The 23,552-nt window shown below is 39.2% G+C and carries 19 protein-coding genes; 11 read left to right on the plus strand and 8 right to left on the minus strand.

What is annotated here, in order from left to right; all coding sequences use genetic code 11:
* Positions 1 to 31: 31 nt before the first annotated feature.
* The 9 genes from RI845_RS16830 to RI845_RS16870 all read left to right on the plus strand — a co-directional run bounded on the left by RI845_RS16830 (position 32) and on the right by RI845_RS16870 (position 4,654).
* Positions 32 to 721, plus strand: coding sequence for a hypothetical protein (locus tag RI845_RS16830; protein ID WP_348387335.1), 690 nt, complete (start codon positions 32 to 34; stop codon positions 719 to 721).
* A gap of 101 nt (positions 722 to 822) precedes the next feature.
* Positions 823 to 1,311, plus strand: coding sequence for a hypothetical protein (locus tag RI845_RS16835; RefSeq protein WP_348387336.1), 489 nt, complete (start codon positions 823 to 825; stop codon positions 1,309 to 1,311).
* A 52-nt stretch (positions 1,312 to 1,363) separates the two neighbouring features.
* Positions 1,364 to 1,840, plus strand: a complete 477-nt coding sequence (locus tag RI845_RS16840; protein ID WP_348387337.1) for a GrpB family protein — start codon at positions 1,364 to 1,366, stop codon at positions 1,838 to 1,840.
* A 183-nt stretch (positions 1,841 to 2,023) separates the two neighbouring features.
* Positions 2,024 to 2,386: a DUF3703 domain-containing protein gene (locus tag RI845_RS16845; protein ID WP_348387338.1), complete on the plus strand. Its 363-nt coding sequence runs from the start codon at positions 2,024 to 2,026 to the stop codon at positions 2,384 to 2,386.
* 112 nt (positions 2,387 to 2,498) lie between these two features.
* Positions 2,499 to 2,897: a DUF1801 domain-containing protein gene (locus RI845_RS16850; RefSeq protein ID WP_348387339.1), complete on the plus strand. Its 399-nt coding sequence runs from the start codon at positions 2,499 to 2,501 to the stop codon at positions 2,895 to 2,897.
* A gap of 72 nt (positions 2,898 to 2,969) precedes the next feature.
* Positions 2,970 to 3,275: a hypothetical protein gene (locus RI845_RS16855; protein WP_348387340.1), complete on the plus strand. Its 306-nt coding sequence runs from the start codon at positions 2,970 to 2,972 to the stop codon at positions 3,273 to 3,275.
* A gap of 50 nt (positions 3,276 to 3,325) precedes the next feature.
* The gene (locus RI845_RS16860) at positions 3,326 to 3,715 is read left to right on the plus strand and encodes a RidA family protein (RefSeq protein ID WP_348387341.1); all 390 of its coding nucleotides are present in this window, start codon (positions 3,326 to 3,328) and stop codon (positions 3,713 to 3,715) included.
* Positions 3,716 to 3,820: 105 nt separating this feature from the next.
* Complete coding sequence (locus RI845_RS16865; RefSeq protein ID WP_348387342.1) at positions 3,821 to 4,066, plus strand: hypothetical protein; 246 nt, start codon at positions 3,821 to 3,823, stop codon at positions 4,064 to 4,066.
* A 66-nt stretch (positions 4,067 to 4,132) separates the two neighbouring features.
* Positions 4,133 to 4,654, plus strand: a complete 522-nt coding sequence (locus RI845_RS16870; RefSeq protein ID WP_348387343.1) for a dienelactone hydrolase family protein — start codon at positions 4,133 to 4,135, stop codon at positions 4,652 to 4,654.
* A gap of 38 nt (positions 4,655 to 4,692) precedes the next feature.
* On the opposite strand, the gene mrcB is transcribed toward RI845_RS16870, so the two are convergent.
* From mrcB to RI845_RS16895, 5 genes are all read right to left on the minus strand, one after another.
* Positions 4,693 to 7,041, minus strand: a complete 2,349-nt coding sequence (gene mrcB / locus RI845_RS16875; protein ID WP_348387344.1) for a penicillin-binding protein 1B — start codon at positions 7,039 to 7,041, stop codon at positions 4,693 to 4,695.
* Positions 7,042 to 7,067: 26 nt separating this feature from the next.
* Positions 7,068 to 9,617: an ATP-dependent helicase HrpB gene (hrpB, locus tag RI845_RS16880; RefSeq protein ID WP_348387345.1), complete on the minus strand. Its 2,550-nt coding sequence runs from the start codon at positions 9,615 to 9,617 to the stop codon at positions 7,068 to 7,070.
* A 67-nt stretch (positions 9,618 to 9,684) separates the two neighbouring features.
* Complete coding sequence (locus RI845_RS16885; protein ID WP_348387346.1) at positions 9,685 to 12,801, minus strand: efflux RND transporter permease subunit; 3,117 nt, start codon at positions 12,799 to 12,801, stop codon at positions 9,685 to 9,687.
* Positions 12,801 to 14,063 (minus strand): efflux RND transporter periplasmic adaptor subunit, encoded by a 1,263-nt coding sequence (locus tag RI845_RS16890; protein ID WP_348387347.1) that lies wholly within the window; start codon positions 14,061 to 14,063, stop codon positions 12,801 to 12,803. Before RI845_RS16890 ends, RI845_RS16885 begins: the two co-directional genes overlap by 1 nt.
* A complete protein-coding gene (locus RI845_RS16895; protein ID WP_348387348.1) occupies positions 14,063 to 15,487 on the minus strand; it encodes a TolC family protein in 1,425 nt (474 codons plus the stop codon). Before RI845_RS16895 ends, RI845_RS16890 begins: the two co-directional genes overlap by 1 nt.
* Positions 15,488 to 15,679: 192 nt before the next feature.
* On the opposite strand from RI845_RS16895, the gene RI845_RS16900 reads away from it, so the two are divergent.
* Positions 15,680 to 17,182 carry a YHYH protein gene (locus tag RI845_RS16900; RefSeq protein ID WP_348387349.1) on the plus strand — a complete coding sequence of 501 codons (1,503 nt, stop codon included), beginning with the start codon at positions 15,680 to 15,682 and terminating at the stop codon, positions 17,180 to 17,182.
* A gap of 152 nt (positions 17,183 to 17,334) precedes the next feature.
* Here RI845_RS16900 and cobA read toward each other — a convergent pair whose 3' ends face one another.
* Genes cobA through nirB form a run of 3 tightly spaced genes read right to left on the minus strand, consistent with a single transcriptional unit; the run spans position 17,335 to position 21,196 of the window.
* Positions 17,335 to 18,219, minus strand: coding sequence for a uroporphyrinogen-III C-methyltransferase (gene cobA, locus RI845_RS16905; protein WP_348387350.1), 885 nt, complete (start codon positions 18,217 to 18,219; stop codon positions 17,335 to 17,337).
* A 33-nt stretch (positions 18,220 to 18,252) separates the two neighbouring features.
* Positions 18,253 to 18,600 (minus strand): nitrite reductase small subunit NirD, encoded by a 348-nt coding sequence (nirD, locus tag RI845_RS16910; protein WP_348387351.1) that lies wholly within the window; start codon positions 18,598 to 18,600, stop codon positions 18,253 to 18,255.
* Positions 18,601 to 18,628: 28 nt separating this feature from the next.
* A complete protein-coding gene (gene nirB, locus RI845_RS16915; RefSeq protein WP_348387352.1) occupies positions 18,629 to 21,196 on the minus strand; it encodes a nitrite reductase large subunit NirB in 2,568 nt (855 codons plus the stop codon).
* Positions 21,197 to 21,553: 357 nt separating this feature from the next.
* On the opposite strand from nirB, the gene RI845_RS16920 reads away from it, so the two are divergent.
* Complete coding sequence (locus RI845_RS16920; protein WP_348387353.1) at positions 21,554 to 23,509, plus strand: BCCT family transporter; 1,956 nt, start codon at positions 21,554 to 21,556, stop codon at positions 23,507 to 23,509.
* Positions 23,510 to 23,552: the final 43 nt, after the last annotated feature.

The raw sequence follows: 23,552 nt of genomic DNA on the forward strand, positions 1-23,552 counted from the left end.
TTTTTCGAGAAAGATCGATAAAAAGGACGTTATGATCATCAATAATCTAAAAAAAATACTGTCTGATGAAGTTAAACTGTTGACCTTCAGAGCGATTAAGCTAGATTTTGCAATGTTTAATTGGTATTTGGCTTTTGGGATTTTCTTTACTTGGTTGTGTGGAATAGGAAGATATTGGGATAACCCTAAAGCCGAGTTGTGGCAGTATCTTGGTTTGGGTTCAGTCGCTTATATTTTTATTTTGGCATTTATACTTTGGGTCGTTATTGCTCCGCTAAAACCTAATAACTGGAGCTACAAAAATGTTCTTCTTTTTATTTCTTTAACATCACCACCAGCTATTTTATATGCGATACCAGTTGAACAATTTATGTCGTTAAAGTCAGCTCAGAGCGCGAATGTATGGTTTCTTGCCATTGTTGCTATATGGCGAGTTGCTTTGCTACTTAAATACCTTAAAGATGTTGCAGGTTTGTCCGGCTTTTGTGTTTTAGTCGCCACCCTTTTGCCATTAACACTTATCGTAAGTGGGTTAACCGCTCTTAACTTAGAGCATGTTGTTTTCAAAATCATGGCAGGTTTGGAAGAACATGAAAAATCAGCTAACGACAACGCTTATTTTGTGCTTATATTAATAACAACATTTTCTGTTGTAGCTTCACCGGTATTATTAAGTATGTACGGATGGTTTGTTTATGAAAAGCGTGTCAAAAACATCTAATAAGAATTTCAACTAAGCTACAAAAAGTTTGCTCAGTTTCTCTTCACATTCTCGCAAACTATTATCAACCAATTAATTGGGCGTAATGCCTCAGTAGGGTTATGATGAATTTATCTGACGATCAAAGATTAGAAATAATAAAAATAGAAATGGGACTTATACAGTCTACTTTGGATAAATATGATGACTTGATTTTTAGAAATAGAAATTGGTTTATTACACTTTGGATGGGAACTATGGGGGCAACATTTACAATCAAAGAACCATTATTCCCTCTATTTGCTACTATGTTAGCCTTACTCTACTGGTTTACCGAAGGAATGATGCGTCACCAATATTGGTATAAGTATGTATTGAGATATCGAACTCTTAGAGAGAACTTTAATTCTAAAAGTGCCATTATTTCAAATATATCACTTTATGATTTAACAAATCGCTATATGGATGAGCACGGAACTTCCAATGAAAGACTCAAAAAGTCCTTTTTTAAATTAGAGCCTTCTGTAATCTATGGTCTCATGGCTTTATGCTCGTTAATTATTTGGCTATTACTAATAAATGGTACTGTAGTGTTCAGTACAAACGAATGACAAATAATAGTTGGTTTTTCCCCTTTAATAGGTGTTAGAGCACACTCAGGCTATGTATTTATATCCACATAACAATCAATGGAAATTTGAGTTTGAACATGAAAAAGACTCCATTATTTCTAACTATGAAGGGAAAATTGATATTTTTCATATTGGCTCTACAGCAATAAAGGGCCTGTATGCAAAAGATTGCATTGACCTTCTGGGGGTTGTAAGAGATATATCTGAGGTTTCAATTTTAAAGCAGAACCTTATTGATCTTGGCTATGATTATAAAGGTGAATACGGTATTTCTGGCCGGGAGTACTTCTCGAAAAAACAAAGAAAAGTTCATTTTCATATTTTCCAGTCTGGAGATTTGAATATAGAAAAACACTTAAATTTTGTTAAAGTCATGCAAGGTAACTCAGAATTGATTGCTGAATTAAATCAGATCAAACAACAGTTGCAGGCAAAGTACCCAAAGGATAAAAACTACTATCAAAGTGAGAAAGAATTTTTTTATAATCGAATCAATAAAGAGAAGTAACAAGGGGAATTGTAAAAGAAACAAATGCAATTGATATAGAGTTAAAAACAGCTGTAAACAACACTACAGCCAGAAGTCTTTATAAATCTATGAATTTTCAAATAGATGCTGATAATATTTATTACAGAGTTCCATGTTAATTAGCGAAAAAGGCTCCCTTAATAGTCAAAACAGTAGGTTTTAATGAGTATATCAATGCGACAACAACTGAAAGAAGCGTTTAATTTAGAAATGGATAAAGCGGCTCATCTATATGAGAAAAATGAGTTTGACTCTGCATTTGTTCACCTAGAGCGAGCTCATATTCTGGGGCAGTCTTATATTATTCCTCATACAAAATCCCACTGGTGGATGCTAAAGATTGGCTTTAAAAAGCATAAATTTAGAGACGTTTTAGGTCAGATAACAAGAATTATAGCGTCCATATTGTTTTCCAGGATTTGGGTTCCTTTAGGTAATACTGGAGGGACAAATGTTAACCCATTGAAGCCTATGCCAATTCCTGAGGATCTAAAAAACATTTTGGATGAACGACCAAAAACGTGATCGTATCAGTAGTATATCTATTTCAGAAAAACGCCCTCTGATAGATGCCACAGGAAATGTGTAACAAACGAATTTAAATCGCGGAACATTATGGCAATAACGGAGTAGTAATATGGAAGAAGTTACAGATTTTATATCGAGTATTGATAACGAAACCCGAAAATTAGACTCAATCGCTTTGCTAGCTATTCTGGAAAAAGTGTCAGGGTATAAGCCTTATTTAAGTGGCAGTATTATTGGTTTTGGCAGCTACCACTATAAATATGATAGTGGGCGAGAAGGAGACTCAGCAGTCATCGCATTCTCACCGAGAAAGCAAAATTTAGTAGTTTATATAATGCCCGGCTTTGAAAAGCTAGAAAGTTTATTACAAGATTTGGGGAAACATAAACTGGGTAAATCCTGCTTGTACATTAATAAACTTTCCGATCTCAACCTTGATATACTCGAACAGATTGCAAAATTATCAGTGCAATTTATGCAACAAAAATATAAATGTATAAATACTTAACAAGGCATTCAAATTTACTAAATTCATTTGATTATTAGGTAAATTATGTGTTCATAAATTTTTGGAAATTAAATGAATAGTAAACTAATCGTAGTACTTTCTGTTTTTGCCGTGTTGACTTTATTAGCAGGTAATACCCACCGGTATTTATCTGCTTCTTCAGATCCTTGCCAACAAGATATTTCGCATCTAAATCATGTAAATGAGTTACCTATGTTTCACTGTATAGGTCACACAGAGTTTGCCGTTGCTCCAGGTAAAAGTGGCTTGCTTCGTGTTGCTAAATGGGATCATATTCACCCTTGGATGACTCTTGACTGGCATTTAGAGCAAGGGTTTAACAAAGAGCATGCGTTAGAGTTGATTTCACATCAATAGCAGATAATGCATCTCTAAATTTTTCAAAATAGGTTAGCTAAGGATTTAAATTGAGCAGAACTTTAATTGCAAGTACAAGCCCCTACGCATCTAAATTGGGCTTTTCCAGAGCTGTAAAAGTGGGTAATTTTATCTGTATTGGCGGCACGGCTCCTATTGATGAAAATGGAAATACCGTAGGCGTTAATGATCCTACAGCGCAAACAAGACAATGCTTTAAAACCATTATTGCCGCGTTAGAAGAAGCTGGCGCATCATTAAATGATGTTGTTAGAACGCGAATGCTACTTACGAATATTGATATTTGGAAAGAAGTTGCCGAAGTTAGAGGCGAATACTTTAAAGACATACGCCCGGTAGATACGGTAATGGAAGTTAGCCAATTTATAAATCCAGAATGGCTCATTGAAATAGAAGTCGATGCGGTTGTAGACGATTAATTTAAACGTTGAAAACGGATTTATCAGACACGTAATTTATGAAGTGATGAATCAATGCAGTATTAGCTATAGTAAAGTCTTACAATCAACTAAACAGGAATTGAAATGTCATTAGGAATGAGTGCGGCATGGCGTTCAATGCAACCAAAGAAAAAGCGCTGTAAGAGATGTGGCCTTTTCTACACTAAAGCATTAGGGAAATGTAATAACTGCTCACATCTGAATGAGTCACAATTGGCTCAGCTTAAAAAACAACACCAGAAGAGTCTATCTGCAAACTCTGCCTTAGGTAAAACTATGCTACTGTGTGCCGTCATTATTGGCTTACTTTTATTAGCAAGTTTTTTATAAGCATTAAAACCTAACACCAATTACTGCTCAAGGAAGTGTCATATTAGTATTATTATTGTTTCAGATGTGTTCGGAAAAACGCCGGCACTTATTAATCTGAGTGAACAGTTAAAAGCAGACGTTATTGTCGACCCTTACGGAGGTATAGACATGGAGTTTAACAGTGAAACCGAAGCGTATTCTCATTTTATCAAAAACGTCGGACTTGATGCGTATTTGGCAAAATTACTCAATGTGATTGAAACAGAAGCGTCTATCTGCACGTTAATTGGATTCAGTGTTGGTGCTTCCATAGTTTGGAAAATATCTGAACAAGTTTCAACAAATAGTGTTAAACAGGCAGTTTGTTATTATGGCTCGCAAATTAGGCACTTCTCAGGTGTAAAACCACGGTTTAAAATAGAATTAGTATTTCCAAAAAGTGAGCCTGGCTTTAATGTTTCTGCACTGCAAGCAGAGCTTGCTAAAAAGCATAATGTAAAAGCATTTAACGTCGATTACTTACATGGTTTTATGAATTATCATTCAAACAATTACAATCATTCAGCGTATCAAGAACAAATACGTAGGCTGAATGATAGCCAATAAAAATAGTAAGTTAATTAACGAATTTGAACCAGTACCTACTAATCGCTATCTAATCCAAACAGTTTTTCTAACCAATTTGGTGGGTCTTTACGTTTTTCTAGACATTGATCTGAATAGAAAACGCCATCACTAATTGCCGGAAAATCTGCAACATTAGCGCAATCACCAATTACCGCGTTACCTGTTGCCAATTCAAACGTGGTAAATTCTACGCCGTCCGGCACTAAATCGAAGCGACTATTGCTACCTTGCTTTTTAAGATAATTAGCAAAAACAGTTAACGCGCCACTGCTACCGGTTAATCCGGTAGGTAAATTATCATCACGGCCTACCCAGGTTGTTACAACACTTTCTCTATCGTAACCTACAAACCATGAATCACGGGAATCATTGCTAGTACCTGTTTTTCCGGCGAGAATTTGTTCTGGGAAGCGCCAAGCCAATGATTTAGCGGTCCCTTCTTGAGCGACCTTGGCTAAGGCATAGTCAATTAAATAAGCGCCTTGTTGCGATAACCTGACATCAACAACATTCGCTTTACTCCACAATACATCACCTTGCGAAGACACTACTTTTATAATGGCATAAGACTTGTTATATAAGCCGCCATTGGCAATGGTGTTATACCATTGGTTCACTTCAAGGGCAGACATGTTTATTGCGCCAAGTAACATACTAGGCACTTTCGGCACCTTCCCCTTAAAACCAAGTGTGGCAAGCGTAATAGCGACATTATCAACGCCAACTTTTAGCCCTAAATTTACTGTAGGTACGTTTAATGATTTTACTAAGCCGTCAAGTAATGGCACTTGCCCTCTAAACTTACCATCGTAATTTTTCGGCTGCCATAGCTTCCCTTTTGAGCTCTTCAATGAGATAGGTTCATCTTTTAATGGCGTTGCCAGGTTATACTGTTCAAAACGTTCAAGTGCAGCTAGATAAACTACCGGTTTAATTAACGAGCCTATCGGGCGCTTAGCATCTAATGCACGATTAAAGCCTGAATATTTGACTTCTTTGCCACCCACTACCGCTTGAATTTCGCCGGTACGAATGTCGCTCACCAGCACCGATGCTTCAAGCTGATCATTGTCTTTAGCTTTTTCAAGGGTTGTAAGTTGTTCAATTACGGCACGTTCCGCATGAGTTTGGCGCTGTAAATCAAAACCAGTAAAAATACGAATGCCAGATTGCATAGCACTGTTAGCACCCATATTTTTCAATTCACGGCGTACCAATTGCATATAACCTGGGTAGGTTTGCTTGGCAAAGCGGCGATCTGGTCGGATATTTAATGGCGTCGATAGCGCTTGCTTGTATTGTTCGGTATCAATACTGTGGTTTTCAAACATCACTCTTAGTACTAGATCTCGACGCTGGATGGCACGCTCTGGTTTGCGCCATGGATCATAAAACGATGGTCCTTTAATTTGCGCGACTAATAGGGCAACTTCAGCATTGTCTAATTGCTTTATCGGCTTACCAAAATAAAATTGAGAGGCTAAACCGACACCGTGAATACCATTAGCATAGTGCTGGCCTAAATATACTTCATTCAAGTACGCTTCTAAAATTTGATCTTTTGAATAACGTATTTCAAGAATGATAGACATAATTGCTTCATTCACTTTTCGCCATAAAGTTTTATGACGAGTTAAGTACATATTTTTAGCGAGTTGTTGAGTTAAGGTACTGCCACCTTGTACTGTTTGACCAGCGAGTAAATTTTTCCAAAATGCGCGTAATATCCCCGTTGGAGACAAGCCATGGTGGTGATAAAAATCTTTATCTTCAATCAGTAATAACGTATCTATAACTTGCTGTGGGATTTGGTCTAACGGAATAACCACCCTATCTTCACCTTCAGCCGACAAAATACGATCAATTAAAATCGGCTCAAGTTTAACTTGATGAACAGGTTGATTATCTTGAACTAAGCGGAATACTTCACCACTTTTTTTCTCTATGGTAATTAATGAGGCCGGCTCTAACCCTGAGCCAAAATCAAATTCACGTCGATAAATAATCAGTTTTGTTGATTTTCGGGTAAATTCACCTGGAGATTTAACAATCGATACGCGTTTATAATTGAGGTGCTTTAATTCTTCTTCAAGAAAATCAAAATTAACTTTTTGATCATTAAAAATTGTTGGGACTCGAGCAAACACCTGAGCAGGAACTTGCCAGCGTTGCCCTTCAAACGTTTGTCTGACTTTACCATCTAAATAAATACTGTATAAACCAATGCTAACAATGAAAATGATGGAAAGCTTAATTGATGTAATCGCACACCAATGAGCAAAGCCTTTATTTGGAGCTTTATTGCTTTTAGCTTTACCTTTGGTAAAACCCTTTTCTTGTTTTTTTATTATTTTTCTAGTTGCCATCGTCGGTATGTATTATTGCCGCTTAATTATTTATTGGTTAAATGCTTTTTCAATTTTGTTGTTGCTTGCGCATTAGCCGGATCGTCAGGCCAAAAATGTTTCGGGTAGTTGGCTTTCATATCTTTTTGCACATCCTTGTAGCTACCCTGCCAAAACCTTGCTAAGTCTTGCGTTACCTGTATTGGCCTTTTAGCCGGGGAGAGTAATTCTAATAATACCGCAACTTGCCCATTAGCAACATAGGGTGAGCTACTTAAACCATACACTTGTTGCATAGGTAAAGCCAACTTTGGCTGAGGTTGTTCACTATACTGATAAGTGAATTCTCTGCCTACCGGGCTAGTGTAGCTTTTAGGTGCCCATTGTTTAACTAAATTTTGCTGTTCAAAATCTAATGAATTATTCAATATTTCTTTAAAATCAAGTTTTTGCAATGCCGATAACTTCTTTACATCAAACACATAAGGAGCAAGCCATGCTTCTAATGCATCTGTTAAGCCTTGCTCAGAAAAGTCAGGCAGATTCAGCTCACTGCAATAGCTGTTAAGCCAGCGTACGCGGGTAATGAAGTTTTCGGTGTAGTTATTAAATTTTAATACGGACAAACCTTTTTGACGAATAAAGTCGCACCATAATGCAGTTAACGTTTCGCTATTTATCGCCGTTTTTGTCCGCTCTTGTTTGAGCGTTAAGTTAAATAGACGGGTTTGTTTTTCACTGGAAATTTTTTGTTGTTTATCATCATAATTCAGCACATCAATAGTAGCAATATGCGAATTAAAATACTGATAAATATACTGTTCTTCAATTGTTGAAGCTAATGTGATTTGTAACTTCTGTTGATAGCTATGCAGCTTGGCACACACTAGGTACGGTTCACCATTTAATTTATCATTATTAGCTAACTCAGCGCCTTTGCCATTAGCACACAAATAACTGCCTAAGGATTTTCGAGCCATCGCTATTCGCTCAGGATAGGCAAACGCGAGTAATAATCCACAGAACTCCATGGGCCAGTCGTTCTCATTTACACTCAATGAAAACTTAGTTGCGCTAATATTGTTCAACTTTTTAGCCAGGCTTTGTGCTTGTTTAATAATGCGATATTCAATGCCTGTCGGCTTATTTTTGCTGCTATTAGAAAGTTGATATAAGCGAGCTTGAATATCACAGTGTTCATTAGCTCTGTCGCGGTTGAAAATATCACGCTCTTCAAGCATCGCTGCCAATATACACGCCAGCGATAAGCAGTGCTTAGCGTGAGTATTATCTGCAACGACATCTAATGCTTTAATCATCATATGGGCAAACCTTGGGTGGCAAGGAAAATTCGCCACCAATTGCCCATGTTTCGTTAACCTATTTTTGCTATCGACGATGTCCAGCGCTTGCAACGATTGCCAGTTTTGTTGCTCTCGCGAATTAACCGGCAATTCAAGAAAGCTCAATTGTTTAAATTGACTTACCCCCCAATTCGCCACATCTATGGTTAATGGTAATAAATCCGCTTGGCTTATCTCACTGGCTGCGTGTTCAGATCGGCGTTGAAAATCATCATTTGCATATAGTCGTATACATTTGCCCGCTTGTACACGACCCGCTCGGCCCGCTCGCTGTATTGCCGATGCTTTGCTAATTTTTTGCATCGTTAATTCATTAATTAAACTGTCATGATTAAAGCGTGCGACCTTTTCATAACCGCTATCAATCACCATTGAAATACCATCTATGGTTAACGACGTTTCGGCAATATTGGTTGCCAACACCAATTTTCGCCGCCCAGATATTGCCGGATTAATTGCTTGTTGTTGTTGCTTAATATCTAAGTCGCCATACAAGGCAAACAAATCGACATCGGCAGGTAGCTGTTCAATTAAGGCATTGTAAATAAAGCGAATATCTGCAGTGCCTGGCAAGAAAACTAAAATAGAGCCGACTTCATTGACAGTATGTTGACGTATTACACTTATTGCATGTTGGCGCCAATTACGTTCAATATTTGGCGCTTGATAGCTCACTTCAATTGGAAAACTGCGGCCTTCACAACCAAGTACTTTAGCATCAGGTAAAAATCGAGCGAGGTAGTCATTATCTAACGTGGCAGACATTAACAACAGCTGTAAATCGTCACGAAGACCTTGTTGAATATCTAATGCTAAGGCAAAGGCTAAATCAGCATGAATTGAGCGTTCATGAAACTCATCAAAAATAATCAAGCCAACATCAGCAAGTTCATTATCAGCTTGAATGAGTCGAGTCAGTATACCTTCGGTCACCACTTCTAACCGAGTATGTTTAGATACCTTGGTATCATTACGCATACGATACCCTACAGTTTCTCCAACGTTCTCATCTAGTTGTCCAGCCAACCGATTTGCCACTGATTTAGCTGCAATGCGGCGCGGTTGCAGCATAATGATTTTTTTCTGTTTGAATAAATCAGCTTCTAATAGCCATAAAGGCAGTTGCGTTGATTTGCCTGCTCCGGGCGGAGCAGACAATATGATAGCCGGATAAGTTTCTAGTGCCGTTAGCATTGGAGATTTTACGGTTTGAATCGGTAATACTGTATTCATATTAGGCTAATATACAAGAGCTAGGCTCTGGTATATTTTGATAAAACGTAAATTATTAATGCGTTATTTATACCACAGTTTTCATTGCTAATTCAGCAGTATTTCCAACTTCACTGTCCAGTGGTTGCTTATCCTTATTGAACACAATGTATAAAGAAGGCAAAACTAATAAGCAGACAATAGTTGTGAATAAAATCCCAAAACCTAACGACACGGCCATTGGCACAACAAATTGCGCTTGTCGTGAGGTTTCAAATACCATAGGAGCTAAACCACCAAATGTAGTCAATGTGGTAAGGATTATCGGTCGAAAGCGACGCTGACACGCAAGAGTGATTGCCTGCAAGGAACTAACTCCTTGTGCCGTTTTTTTATTGGCATACTCAACTAAAATCAAACTGTCGTTAACAACAACCCCGGCAAGTGCCAGCATGCCCATTAAACTAACCACACTCAAACTAAGCCCTAAAACCATATGACCTAATATGGCGCCTATCGCACCAAAGGGGATAACAGCCATAATGAGTAACGGTTGGGCATAACTTTTAAACGCAATAGCCAATAAAATATATATCGCAGCTAATGCAAAACCAGTACCTAACTCTAAACTCGACACGCTTTCTGCTATTTGTTCTTGGTTACCACCAAAATGAACTGTTAAGCCTGGGTAGCGACCTTCTAACTCGGTTACTAAATGCGCGTGAACAGCTTGTGTTACCGCAGGTATGGCCTCTTCAGGTAACACTTCGGCGCCAACGGTTTCGATACGTTGTCCTTTGCGTCGATTTATTCTTGAAGGTGCTAATACTTTTTCAATGGTCGCGACACTCCCTAAAGGCGCATAACCGCCACCTTTAGTATGTATAAGCAAACTTTCAATGTTGTTAGCAACCTCTCGTTCCTCTCTAGGTAAGCGTACCAAGGTAGTTACTTCGTTTCTCAGGCGGTGTTGTCTTTGCGCTCTTGCACCATATAGTGATGCGCGCATTTGTGCCGCTAAATCAGCTGCATCTAATCCTAACGAACGTCCATTTTCATTGAGTTTTAATTTCCATTCTGGCTTACCTTCTTCCATGGAGTTGACGGTAGCAACAACATTGTCTATCCCTTCAAAAAATAAAGCAGCATCTTGCGTTGCAGCAAGTAACACATCGGCGTCACTATGACGCAACTCTATGGTTACCGAAGTAGCGGCTACTGCGCTACTACCACGACGAGCACCACTAAAGCGTAACTTACCTTTTTTATTAAGTTCGGCAGAGCTTTCTCGCCACCACATGCGAACCTGCTCGGTACTAACGTCTCGTTCTTCACTCTCAACCAACAGTAAGCTCACTTCTACCCCAGTATCGATGATAATACTGCGAGTGCTAACCAATATATCTTCCGCGTCATGCCGTTTTAGCATTTCTTGGCTGCTTCTTTCTAATATATCCCTCAGTTTTATTGCTTGTTCAAGAGGTTCACTCTCTGATATTTCAAAGCTGGCTTTAACCCAGCGACCATCCATTTTAGGGTATAAACCAAAGCCCATTTTGCCACTAAATGCATAAGCCATAACTAACACAAAACATAAAACAGCAATGGCTAACGTTAAACTTGGCCAAGCTAAACACTTCTTTAATAACGGCGTATAATAATGAGAAATGAGCTTTTGTAAGCCTTTATCACAGTGCTTTTGCAGCGCCTTAAATTTGGCGGTAATTACATTGGGTTTCTTTTCTTTTATGTTTGCAAGATGCGCCGGCAAAATAAATAACGCTTCAACCCAAGAAACAACAAAACAAAGCACGACCACTACCGGTATTGCCCCGAACAATAACTTCATAAAACCAGGCAATAACAACAAGGGCAAGAAGGCAACAATGTTGGTTAAAATGGCAAAGGTTAAGGGTTTAGCAACTTCTTTGGCGCCCAGAATGGCAGCATCGGAATAGGACATTCCCTCTTCCATATGGGCATAAATATTTTCACCGGCAATAATAGCGTCATCAACCACAATACCGAGTGCAATAATAAAACCAAACATCGACACCATATTGATCGAAACATCAAAACTCGGCATTAATAAAATAGCACCTAAAAAAGCGCTTGGTATACCTGCAACAACCCAAAAGGCTAATTTGAACTCTAAAAATAGGCTCATTAAAATTAGAACTAGCAATAGTCCCATAAACGCATTATTAAGTAATAATCCCAAACGCTTTTGATAATTTGTCGCATCATCATCAACAATAGAAAGGCCAGCATTAGGGGGGAGCATAGCCTCGAGTTCAGGCCACATACTTTTTACTGAATCAGCAATGTCGCTAGGGCTTTGATCACCTACGCGGTAAATATTTAATCTCGCCGATAACTGTTTATTATATGTGACTAAATAGCGCTCATCCGCAAAGCCTTCGCTAACTTGTGCGATATCACCTAGTACTAATTGGTCACCCTGCTCTGATGATAATAAAGGCATTTTTTCGAGTTCGTCAGCCCAATAAGTCCGTTCATCAATAGATAATAAAATATCACCATTATCCGCTTTAATTTTTCCTGCTGATTGCTCAATAACGCCACGTTTAATTTTAGATGACACTTGCGATAGCGTTAAATTATAGGCTTGCAGTGTACTTTGCGGTATTTCAACATGTATCTCTTCACGAGGAATACCACTTAATTTAACTTGAGAAATATAAGGAGATTGTAAAATACGATCGCGTATTTGTTCAGCCACTCTCTTAACATTGAATTTATCAAGATCAGCATGGACAACAATCTCCATCACATCGATGATGCGTTTTCCTAAATTTACTTTAGGACGTTCCATTCCCGATGGAAACGATGAAATACGATTTACCGCCTGCTGTGCGTCTTGATACACTTGTTGAGCGTCTGCACCAGCCTCAAGCTCGCCCTTAATTCGAACCCATCCTGCGAATATTGAGGTTCGTATACTTCGTATACCCGATAAGCTATCAAGGGAGTCTTCAATGGGGACAGCAATAGAATTTTCCATTTCACTGGGCGAGGCACCTGGATAAGCAACAGTAACAGATATGCTATCAAGGGTAGTTTCTGGCATATATTCTTTGCGAATAACTACCGACATAACCAGGCCACCAAGCAACAACGCAAACATTAATAAATTAGGAGCAATACCGTGGCGGATCATCCATGTCATTGGATTAAAGCTCATTAAAATTTACCTCTTTCACGGCGCTGTTGCTTTTTTTTATCAATTAAATCATGTTCATTTGTAGATACTTGTTTTATTTTTCTGGGTTTATTTATATTTATTGGTCTAACTTCTAACCCGACACTGGCAATGCCTGGTTTTTCGCTTAATGCTCTGTCACCTTTAATAAAGTCAGCTCTGATATAAATAGAATCTCGGCTTTTGAATAACACGTCGACAAAGCGTTTTTGCAGTGTATTAGCTCTATCAACGACCCAAATAGAATCATCTGCTTGTAGCCAATTACTTTTAATAACCCAAGCATCATTAATAGCCTCACCCTGTAATTCAATACTCAAAAAGTCATTGATAAATATTGGCGGTTTATTAGCATCAACTATATTGTCTGCATTTAATGATAAAGGGTTATCAATCGCTAATAATACTTTGACCTGACGGTCTCGAGTATCCAACTCAGGTAACACTGACACAAACTTTGCGGTTCGGGTTACGTCTTCACCCCAAAGTTTAGGTTGCGTTATCACGGCAGCTTTTGTGCTATCAAACAGCCCAAGAAAGGTACGTGGGATCTTCACTTCAACCCAGAAAGTATCAACATTTACAATTTTAAATAAATTACTGTTTTGTCCGACTCTGCTGCCTCGGCCAATCGACTTACTCACTATTTTGCCTTTGAATGGCATAACTATATTCGTGCGTTGTAAGGCAATTTCTGCTTTTTCTACATTTGCTTTAGCAATATCTAATTTTGCTTGCGCCATTAATAATTGTGGTTCGCGTAAGACGAGTGCGGTTTCTAAGCTATTTTGGTCAACACCTTCTAATAAAGCTAATTCTTCCTTAGCCAATATTTGATCGCCACGTTCTAATTCTAAGCTCGCCTGAGCCTGCACTAATTGGCTTTGCTGAGAGCGCAACGCTAATACATAGTCTATGTCATCAACTTTAGCTAACAACTCACCACGCTCTAACAAGGCACCCGGTCTGGCGATAGCGTTAACCTGAGTGACTTTACCCGAGACTTGAGCCAAAACGTTAACGGTTTCATTAGCTTTAACCATACCTGAAGACTGCCACTTAGGTATAACCGATCCTTTTTGCAAATCAACAACTCGTACTATTCGCTGTTTTGGCTTACCTCCCTTTTTCCATTGTGGTTTTTCCATTTTTCCAGAATCTAAAAGATACATTGCCAGAGGGATGCTGATGATTACGAGAGCTAACGGTATTGATTTTTTCAGCAGAGGGGTAATTTTATTCATTAGGTATTTTCATCGATTATTGTTTTAGCAGAAAAGTCTGTCTGTTTTTCTTTATCACTTTCTTGAGCAAAGTCGCCATGACTTAATTCTCGATATAAAGAAATTCGATTATTTATTAAGGTAAATTGCGCATCAACAACTTGTCGCTCAAGATTCAGACTGGTTTCTTGCGCTTTTAGTAGATTTAAGTAATTAGATTTACCATTTAAATATTTCATCGATATAACCCGCTCTGTTTTTTTAGCAAGGCCCATTTGAAGTGAAATATTATCTGCCACTTTGGCTAATTGTTGCTCAGTAATAAGTGACTTTTCAACGTCAAAAATTGCATCAAACCAAGTTTGTTTATAGTCAGCAAATGATGCTTCAAGTTGGTATTCTTGCTGCTTAATTTTTGACTGTATTGCACCAGCATCAAATATTGGCATAGCAAGGGATGAAATAAGCGAGCCACTCCAATCATCAAATAGATCCTTAACGCTATTTTTATTGGTTGAATAGTTTGCTCTCAGCGATAACCTTGGAAATCGCTCTGTTGATGCTGCAGCTAAACTTGCATTAGATGCTTGTAAGTTAGCGTATGCTTGTTGAATATCCGGTCTAAATTGCAATATTTGTATCGGCAAACCCATTTTAGGTAAACCTGAAATTTGTGGCAAAGAGGCTTTGGTTAATTGTGGTAAATCGGAATTTTTAACACCAGCCCATAAAGCTAATTGTTTACGATATATCGCTAAGCGTGCATCATTCACAGCCTGCTGAGCAACAATTGATTCTAACAATCGTTGTTGCTGCCAAATGTCAGTAATTGAATTCTTTCCCAAAGCAAAACGACGATTGATGACTTTTAAAGCAGAACTGGTACGTTTGTGTTGATCAGCAAATAAACGCTGTTTATCAACTTCGGCAAGCCAACCAAACCACGCGGTGCTAATGGCGCCGGCAACGCTGTTTGCGCGAGCCTTGTATAATGCTTTTTTGGCTTCTAAGTCCCACGTTGCTTTTTGTTCAAGCGCTGCTATTTGTCCCCAAACATCCAATTCCCAACTGGTTGTAAAGCCGACATAAGCAGTATCTGCACCATCTAACTTTTCAATATCGGTATTAGTACCGGCCGTAAGATTTAGGTCGGGATATTTTTTTGACTGGCTAATGCCAAGGCTGGCTTTAGCGCGATTAACATTGGCAAGTGACGCGCGTAATGATTGATTTTGCTGTAGCCCCAGCGCGATTAATTCATTAAGCTGTTCGTCTTCAAATGCAAGCCACCACTGTGCTGACTGGGCAAGTTCTCCTTCACTAAAGAATGACTCATCAATATCAGGGGATAAATTAAGTGGCTTAGTTTGTACGCTACAAGATTGAACAATTATGATCAGCGCAAAATAGCCAAGATACTTAAACAATATTTTACTTACTTCCATAAAAACTTAACGGTAAACCTTTGTATCAACGGACAAAAAAACTATCAATGTTATATCATGTTACAGAGTCTTATTGACATTCTTTACAAAAGATTTACGTTGTACTTCATTCACTTTTGGCAATAATTATGCAAGTTTATAACCTATGAAGTCGGCACTTAAATTGCCAACATATAGAGACTTGGACATTGTATGAAACCAACTAAAAACTCTTCTGCTGTTAAACAGCTCATTATATTATTTTTTACTTTTTCACTAATGGCATGCGGTGGTAGTGGTAGTTCGGACTCGAGTAAAGATGTACAAGTGCCTCCCCCTGTTTCTACGCCAGATCCGACTCCCGATCCTGCTCCTGAACCGACTCCAGAGCCCGATGGTTATCAGGAAAATCCTGATTTAAATGAAACCGAATCGGGAATGCTCAATGCTGTTTTAGTCAATAGAAACCCAGATTGCAGAGTTTACGCTGTTGATAAAAATGACGGTGATTATAGTTCTGCAGGAATGAGCGATAAGTCTAATGCTGCCGATGGTGCGCCTTACTTTCCAGGTACTAATACCAAAAGTAAGGTCAACATAGATTTAGTCATCGTTAGTGGTGATTATATCCAAGACCCCGATAACCCGCATATAGCCGGGGGATGGAATTACGAAAACGTAGAGCCAACCTCAGATCCTGAACTGGCTACGCATTGTCGTATGACACATAACATGATCCCGAACCATGATTTTGGTTGGGGGGTAGGCGCGCCTAATCAAATCAATGTTTGGGTAACTGAAATCGATCATGACGATATGCAGATTACTTATATTCCTGTACACCCGAAAATGTCTGAGCCATTAGTGGCAGACGATACCGACAGAAATCCTACCAACTTTATGGATTATGATGGTATTTTGCTAAATGGTATTGGCATTGCCATGGATTCTGGCTTTTGTTACAACCCAGATCATCCTAGGGTAAACGCAGCGGGTAATGCAACAGGCTGTGGACCTGGCTCGGTTTGGTTTGAAATTCCAGCTTATACATTACAAGAGCCTGAAGCAGAAAATATGGCGGCGATTTTCGATGAATATTACGGCCATGGTTTTGAAGGGACCTATCATTATCATGCGATGACCCATCCACTGCAAGACGACAGTGAACATGAACACGCTCCTTCACCGCAAGGCTCTCCGTTAATTGGCTACGCTAAAGATGGCTTTCCAATTTATGGCCAATGGTTTGTCAATCAAGCGGGAGAGTTAGTGAAAGCAAAATCGGGTTATGTGCTTAAGAATTGGGGATTAAACCCTGATCTTAATGGCTTTGGTCAATCTCGTGTTCCCTATACTGACACGCCTCCATTTAAAGAACACGGTACACCACCTACACCTTGGGATGTCATTAATAGACCAACAGATTTTGATTTCAGCTTTACCAATGAACCGTTTGGTGTGCCGTTAGGCCGTTACATAGACGATTGGGAATTTGATAATGGCAATACGGGTAATTTGGATGAATGTAACGGCGCTACTGATATAAATGGTGTTTATGGCTATTACATTACCGACACATACCCATACGGACCAATCTGTACCTTTGGCGTTCATGAACCTTCATTTGGTAAAGTACCGCCACTAAGATGGGATGACGAACTTGCCTCGCCATCAGATACCTTGGATGAAAATGGTGCTCTCATTAATGGCCATTAGAACTGCATCTAAAAAATAACTAAAGTTAAATTATTATAAGCACACTATTACTGGAGGAGGTACCGGATGTCGCTTGAGCTCGATAATTGCTCCTGCATTATTCTACCTACGTGCATCCTTGCACTAGTCCTCCGGCATGACAGAGTATTTTTCTAGCTTTGCGCCTGTAACTCAATGGCGCTTAACATTGACTCTGATATAGCTTGGCGTTTATTTACCACTTCACCAACAATAATAAGCGCAGGGCCTTTGAAATCATAAAATTTCATATCGTTAGCAATGTTAGTTAAATCACTACAACACACCTGCTGATCACTTAACGTACCTTGGTCAATGATGGCAATTGGCATGGTCTCCGGCATACCATGCTTTATTAATCTTTCGCTAATTTGCGCTACTTTATTCAGGCCCATGTAAAATACTAAAGTATCTTTTTCATTAGCAATATTGCGCCAATTGGCTTCAGCATCACTGTCTTTTAGAGAAGCGGTAACAAATCTTACTGATTGCGCACAATCACGATGCGTTAGCGGGATGCCTGAGTAGGCAGCACAACCACTAGCTGCTGTTATTCCTGGAATTATCGCAAATGGGATTTGGTGCTTGGTCAGAATTTCGGTTTCTTCGGCTAAACGACCAAAAATGCTTGGGTCGCCGCCTTTTAAACGAATAACGGTGTTTCCGGCTTGTGCATGCGCTAACATTGTTTGACATATTTCATCCTGGTGCATACTGTGTTTGCCACATTTTTTTCCAACGAATTCAACTTGTGCTTGTTTAGGAAAGTATTGGTACATGTCTGGATTTACTAACCAATCAACCATAATAATATCGGCTGACTGTAGAATGCGATGAGCTTTCATAGTCAGTAATTCAGGATCACCACAGCCACCACCAATTAAATAGACTTGCCCTTGACGGTTAGTATTATTCGACAGAGTGTTATAGTCAGCACCGCTGTTATTTAAGTTGCTTATGCTCATTTTTACAAAACGAGTAAAGCTGTAAAATGGGTTAAATAAACTCGAGCTATTCATAACATGCGTTCCTAAACTATTTACTTTTTAAAACTAAACCAATACTTGTACTTGGCCTTGTTCAATACGAGTGGCATAACTGGTTACAGACAGTGATTCATCGTCTAAACAACGACCATCACTTAACGCAAAGCGCTCTTTGTATAACGGCGAGGCGACAAAAACTTCGCCATTTTCATCTCCGATCAAACCACGATAAAGCACATTAGCATTACCGGCTGGATCCCAATTGCTAATAGTAAAAGCACTGTCATCATCAATTAGAAAAATTGCGACTTGCTGTTCATTATCTAACAGTGCGCAAACACCTGAATGTTTTACTAAATCATCTTTTTGACACAGCGTTTGCCAATTTGTGTTGCTACGAGTTATTACAGTCATTATTTTATTCCTAATAAACCTAAAGTGGTTAAGCGGGCTCTACCGCAGTAACATCTACTGTTTCAATAAGCAGGCCATTTGCTGCTTTTTCAGTAAGTGTTGCCGGGCGAATTTGCTCACGTTCGGTGACAAATTGAATGTTTTCATCTTGCTTGTCAGAGTTAACAAACTGACGGAAACGTTTTAATTTTTCAGGACTTTCTACGGTTGTTTTCCACTCACATTGATAAGTGGCGACAACGGCATCCATTTGACGTTCAAGCTCATCGTTAATGCCTAAATGATCATCCTTAACGACCTTTTGCATGTACTCTAACCCGCCTTCCAGGCTTTCCAACCATACTGAAGTACGTTGTAACCTGTCAGCCATACGGACATAAAACATTAAGTAACGATCGATGTATTTAATCAATGTGGCATCATCTAAGTCGGTAGCAAATAAATCACCATGGCGCGGTTTCATGCCACCATTACCACTCACGTATAAGTTCCAGCCATTTTCAGTGGCTATTACACCAATATCTTTGCTTTGTGCTTCAGCACACTCACGGGTACAACCCGATACAGCAAATTTGATTTTGTGTGGTGAACGTAAACCTTTGTAGCGTTCTTCTAAGAAAATGGCCATCGACATACTGTCTTGTACGCCATAACGACACCAGGTACTACCAACACAAGATTTTACCGTACGCAATGACTTACCATAGGCATGACCTGTTTCCATACCAGCATCGATTAAGCGCTTCCAAATTGCGGGTAATTGGTCAACGCGAGCACCAAATAAATCGATGCGCTGACCGCCAGTTACTTTGGTATATAAGTTGTATTCTTTCGCGACTTCACCAATAACAATAAGTTTTTCTGGCGTTACTTCGCCGCCAGGCATACGCGGTACTACTGAATAAGTACCATCTTTTTGCATATTACCTAAGTAAGTATCGTTAGTATCTTGCAGGTGCAAGTGGTCGTCTTGCAGGATGTAATCGTTATACACTGAGGCTAAAATTGACCCTACTGCCGGCTTACAAATCTCACAGCCCATGCCTTTACCGTGTTTAGCAATTAAGGTATCAAAGTTTTTAATTTTTTCAGCTTTAATGATATGAAACAATTCAGTTCGGCTATAAACAAAGTGACTACAGATGTCCTTTTTAACTTCAAGGCCACGTTTGGCAAACTCATTTTCAGCAACGTTTTTAAGCAGCGCCGAACAACCACCACAACCGGTGCTAGCTTTAGTCACGCTTTTGATAGCACCAACATCGGTAGCACCAGCATCAACGGCAGCAACAATATCGCCTTTGGTTACGTTTAAACATGAACAAATAGTTGCAGTATCAGGTAATGAATCTACCCCTAAAGTAGGTTTTTCACCACCATTGCTTGGTAAAATTAACGCGTCAGGGTTTTCCGGCAATTCAATGCCATTTAATGCGTATTGCAATAACGAATCATATTCACTGGTGTCCCCTACAAGTACGGCACCTAATAAGGTTTTGCCATCTTGGCTTACTACCATTTTTTTATAAACATTATCGCGTTCATTTTGATAAGTGTAAGATTGAGCACCCGGTGTGCGAGCATGGGCATCACCAATAGAGCCAACTTCAACGCCCATCAGTTTTAATTTTGTACTCATGTCTGCGCCAGTGAACGACTCTTCACCGCCATCAATATGACTTGCGGCAACTTTTGCCATGGTATAACCAGGGGCGACCAAACCAAATATAAAGTTATTCCATAATGCACATTCGCCTATGGCGTAAATATCCTCATCTGACGTTTGGCACTGATTGTTCACTACAATGCCGCCTCGCTCACCAACGGCTAAATCAAATTCACGAGCTAAATTATCATAAGGACGAATACCCGCTGAAAATAAAATTAAATCAGTTTCAAGGTGAGTGCCGTCGGCAAATTCCATTTTATGAACACTTGATTCACCATCAGTAATTACGTTAGTGGCTTTTTCGGTATGAACGGTAACACCAAGCTCTTCGATCATTTTACGCAACTGTTGCCCGCCAGCTTGGTCAAGCTGAACGCCCATTAACTGCGGAGCAAATTCCACTACATGAGTATCTAGACCTAATTCTTTTAATGCATTTGCCGCTTCTAAGCCAAGTAAACCACCGCCAACAACGACACCAGTTTTACCGGTATTGGCAGACGCTTGAATCGCATCTAAATCATCAATGGTACGATACACTAGACAGTGCTCGCGTTCTTTGCCTGGAATTGGCGGAACAAATGGATACGAGCCAGTAGCAAGCACAAGCTTGTCATAACTATATGACTCTCCTTGCTCGGTAGTCACCACTTTTCGGCTTTTGTCGATAGTAGTAACCTTGGCATCAAGGTAAAAGTTAACGCCAAGCTGTTGATAAACCTCAGGTGTTGTTAGAGCTAAATCGTCAGCAGTTTTGCCAGAAAAATACTCAGATAAGTGCACTCGGTCGTAAGCTAAACGTGATTCTGCTGACAACACGGTAATGTTGTAATTTGAATTTTGGCTAAGCTGCTCAACAAAGTGATGGCCAACCATGCCATTTCCGACGACGACAATATTTTGTGTACTTTGAGTATCTGCGCTCATAGTTCTTTCCTAGTTCATTAAAAATCGCTATGTAGCGATTTCGATTAAATAACCGATATATAAACTAGATAGAGCAAACACAGTGCCAATATTAAATGTGCTGCAATAACAATGAGTTATATAATATGAATGTTGCATTGAATTTTTCATTGCCCTAGGTTGAACAGCAAAGCGCACTAAACAAGTGCGCCTTAAACGCAACAACTTTTCTATAAAAAGCTGCCTTTGTAAAACGACTATTCATAAGAGGTACTCTTCGATTAGGCTCGGATAATCGTTAATACATTGTTTTACAGTCAAAAAATTTAACTCTGCTAGACTATAAGTATCTTTCACATTTTACTGTCAGCTGCGTTTATGAACCTAAATATCGATAAATTAAACAAGCCGGTCTTCGTAGTATCTTCACTGTTCATTCTTGCGTTAATCATTTATACCGTTCTAGACCCTAGCACTGCTGGGAGCAACTTTTCGTATTTACAAAATACTATTGTCACTAACGGCAGCTGGTTCTATGTGTTAACCGTAACGATAATACTTGTATTTGCTATATATATGAGTATCTCAAGTATCAGTGCAATAAAGCTTGGGCCTGATCACGCAAGTCCTGATTACAGTTTCAGTACTTGGCTTGCAATGTTATTTGCTGCGGGTATGGGTATTGGATTAATGTTCTTTGGCGTGGCTGAGCCGGTTATGCATTATCTGTCTCCACCAACGGCTGAAAAAAACACCTTGGAAGCTGCACGGGAAGCGATGAAAATAACCTTTTTTCATTGGGGATTACACGCTTGGGCAATTTATGCCATTGTCGCGTTAATTCTATCCTATTTTTGTTATCGCCATAAGCTGCCTTTAACCCTGCGATCGGCCCTTCACCCTATTATTGGTGATAAAATTTATGGTTGGCCGGGTCATTTAGTTGATATTTTTGCTGTGGTCAGTACCGTATTTGGGGTTGCCACATCTTTAGGCTTAGGAGCGACGCAAGTTAATTCAGGACTAAATTACCTACTTGGTATTGATGTTAGCACCCAAAATCAAATTTTCATTATGATTGCTATAACGGCTCTCGCTTCTGTGTCTGTAGCAACCGGACTAGACAAGGGTATTAAAATTTTATCGCAAACCAATATGTTGCTGGCTATTGCGCTATTAGCATTAGTATTTGTGCTTGGGCCTAGTGTGTTTTTACTCAAAGTTTATGTACAAAATATTGGCGCCTACTTGTCTGATTTAGTCCATACCTCATTTAACTTATTCGCTTATGATAAAAAAGATTGGATCGGTGGATGGACAATATTTTATTGGGGGTGGTGGCTTGCCTGGGCGCCATTCGTAGGATTATTTATTGCGCGTATTTCTCGAGGCCGAACCATAAGAGAATTTATTTTAGGGGTAATGTTAGTACCTACTGCATTCACTCTGTTATGGATGACAATTTTTGGTAACACCGCTATTTCTATGGTTACTGACGGTACTAGTGCAAACTTGGCACAAATGGTTGGAGAAAATAGCTCGGTAGCCTTATTTGTGTTTTTGGAAAATTTCCCATTTACAACGGCATTAACCATTTTATCAGTAGTAATGATCGTTATTTTCTTTGTCACTTCATGTGACTCTGGCGCGATGGTTATCGATATGTTGTGCTCTAACGGTAGAAATGACACGCCATTATGGCAACGTTTATTTTGGGCGATTAGTGTAGGTTTAGTTGCAGCGATACTTTCTGTTGCCGGAGGTTTAAGTGCCTTGCAAACCATGACTATAGCCAGTGCCTTGCCGTTTTCTATTGTATTGCTGTTTGCTATTTTTGGCTTAATGCGGGCGTTACAAATAGAGAGTGTTAAAAAAGAAAGTTTATTAGTTAATGCCATGCCGACCAATTATTATCAAGATGCCGAACAGTGGCGAGAAAAACTGGATAACCTGGTGTCTCACCCCGATAAAAAAAATGCCACCAAGTATATCGAAGTGAAAGTTTTTAAAGCGTTTAGCAAATTAAAAGAACAATTTGAACTTAATGGTATTAATGCTGAAATAGAACAATCTAAAAATGGCATCAAGATTTTAGTAAACCATGGTACTGAATATGACTTTGCCTATGGTGTGCACAAGAAAATGCACACTCAACCTGACTTTGCCAGCGATGATGATAGTAACGACGATGACATGTATTATCGGGCGGAAGTGCATTTAATGGAAGGCGGTCAAGATTACGATATTATGGGTTGGTCTGAAATTGCAATAATTAACGATGTGATTGATCAATACCAGAAGCATACCCACTTCTTGCATCTACTAAGAGAGTAACTCGAATACTTCAAACAGAACATATTAATTAGGGGGAAGCAGT

Source organism: Thalassotalea nanhaiensis, assembly GCF_031583575.1.
In the GTDB taxonomy this organism is placed as follows: domain Bacteria; phylum Pseudomonadota; class Gammaproteobacteria; order Enterobacterales; family Alteromonadaceae; genus Thalassotalea_A; species Thalassotalea_A nanhaiensis.

Excerpts from the sequence above, each read along its gene's own strand:
- RI845_RS16830 (WP_348387335.1), top strand. The coding sequence starts at position 32 with ATGATCATCAATAATCTAAAAAAAATACTGTCTGATGAAGTTAAACTG.
- RI845_RS16835 (WP_348387336.1), top strand. The coding sequence starts at position 823 with ATGATGAATTTATCTGACGATCAAAGATTAGAAATAATAAAAATAGAA.
- RI845_RS16840 (WP_348387337.1), top strand. The coding sequence starts at position 1,364 with ATGTATTTATATCCACATAACAATCAATGGAAATTTGAGTTTGAACAT.
- RI845_RS16845 (WP_348387338.1), top strand. The coding sequence starts at position 2,024 with ATGAGTATATCAATGCGACAACAACTGAAAGAAGCGTTTAATTTAGAA.
- RI845_RS16850 (WP_348387339.1), top strand. The coding sequence starts at position 2,499 with ATGGAAGAAGTTACAGATTTTATATCGAGTATTGATAACGAAACCCGA.
- RI845_RS16855 (WP_348387340.1), top strand. The coding sequence starts at position 2,970 with ATGAATAGTAAACTAATCGTAGTACTTTCTGTTTTTGCCGTGTTGACT.
- RI845_RS16865 (WP_348387342.1), top strand. The coding sequence starts at position 3,821 with ATGTCATTAGGAATGAGTGCGGCATGGCGTTCAATGCAACCAAAGAAA.
- mrcB (WP_348387344.1), bottom strand. The coding sequence starts at position 7,041 with ATGGCAACTAGAAAAATAATAAAAAAACAAGAAAAGGGTTTTACCAAA.
- hrpB (WP_348387345.1), bottom strand. The coding sequence starts at position 9,617 with ATGAATACAGTATTACCGATTCAAACCGTAAAATCTCCAATGCTAACG.
- RI845_RS16885 (WP_348387346.1), bottom strand. The coding sequence starts at position 12,801 with ATGAGCTTTAATCCAATGACATGGATGATCCGCCACGGTATTGCTCCT.
- RI845_RS16890 (WP_348387347.1), bottom strand. The coding sequence starts at position 14,063 with ATGAATAAAATTACCCCTCTGCTGAAAAAATCAATACCGTTAGCTCTC.
- RI845_RS16895 (WP_348387348.1), bottom strand. The coding sequence starts at position 15,487 with ATGGAAGTAAGTAAAATATTGTTTAAGTATCTTGGCTATTTTGCGCTG.
- RI845_RS16900 (WP_348387349.1), top strand. The coding sequence starts at position 15,680 with ATGAAACCAACTAAAAACTCTTCTGCTGTTAAACAGCTCATTATATTA.
- cobA (WP_348387350.1), bottom strand. The coding sequence starts at position 18,219 with ATGAATAGCTCGAGTTTATTTAACCCATTTTACAGCTTTACTCGTTTT.
- nirD (WP_348387351.1), bottom strand. The coding sequence starts at position 18,600 with ATGACTGTAATAACTCGTAGCAACACAAATTGGCAAACGCTGTGTCAA.
- nirB (WP_348387352.1), bottom strand. The coding sequence starts at position 21,196 with ATGAGCGCAGATACTCAAAGTACACAAAATATTGTCGTCGTCGGAAAT.
- RI845_RS16920 (WP_348387353.1), top strand. The coding sequence starts at position 21,554 with ATGAACCTAAATATCGATAAATTAAACAAGCCGGTCTTCGTAGTATCT.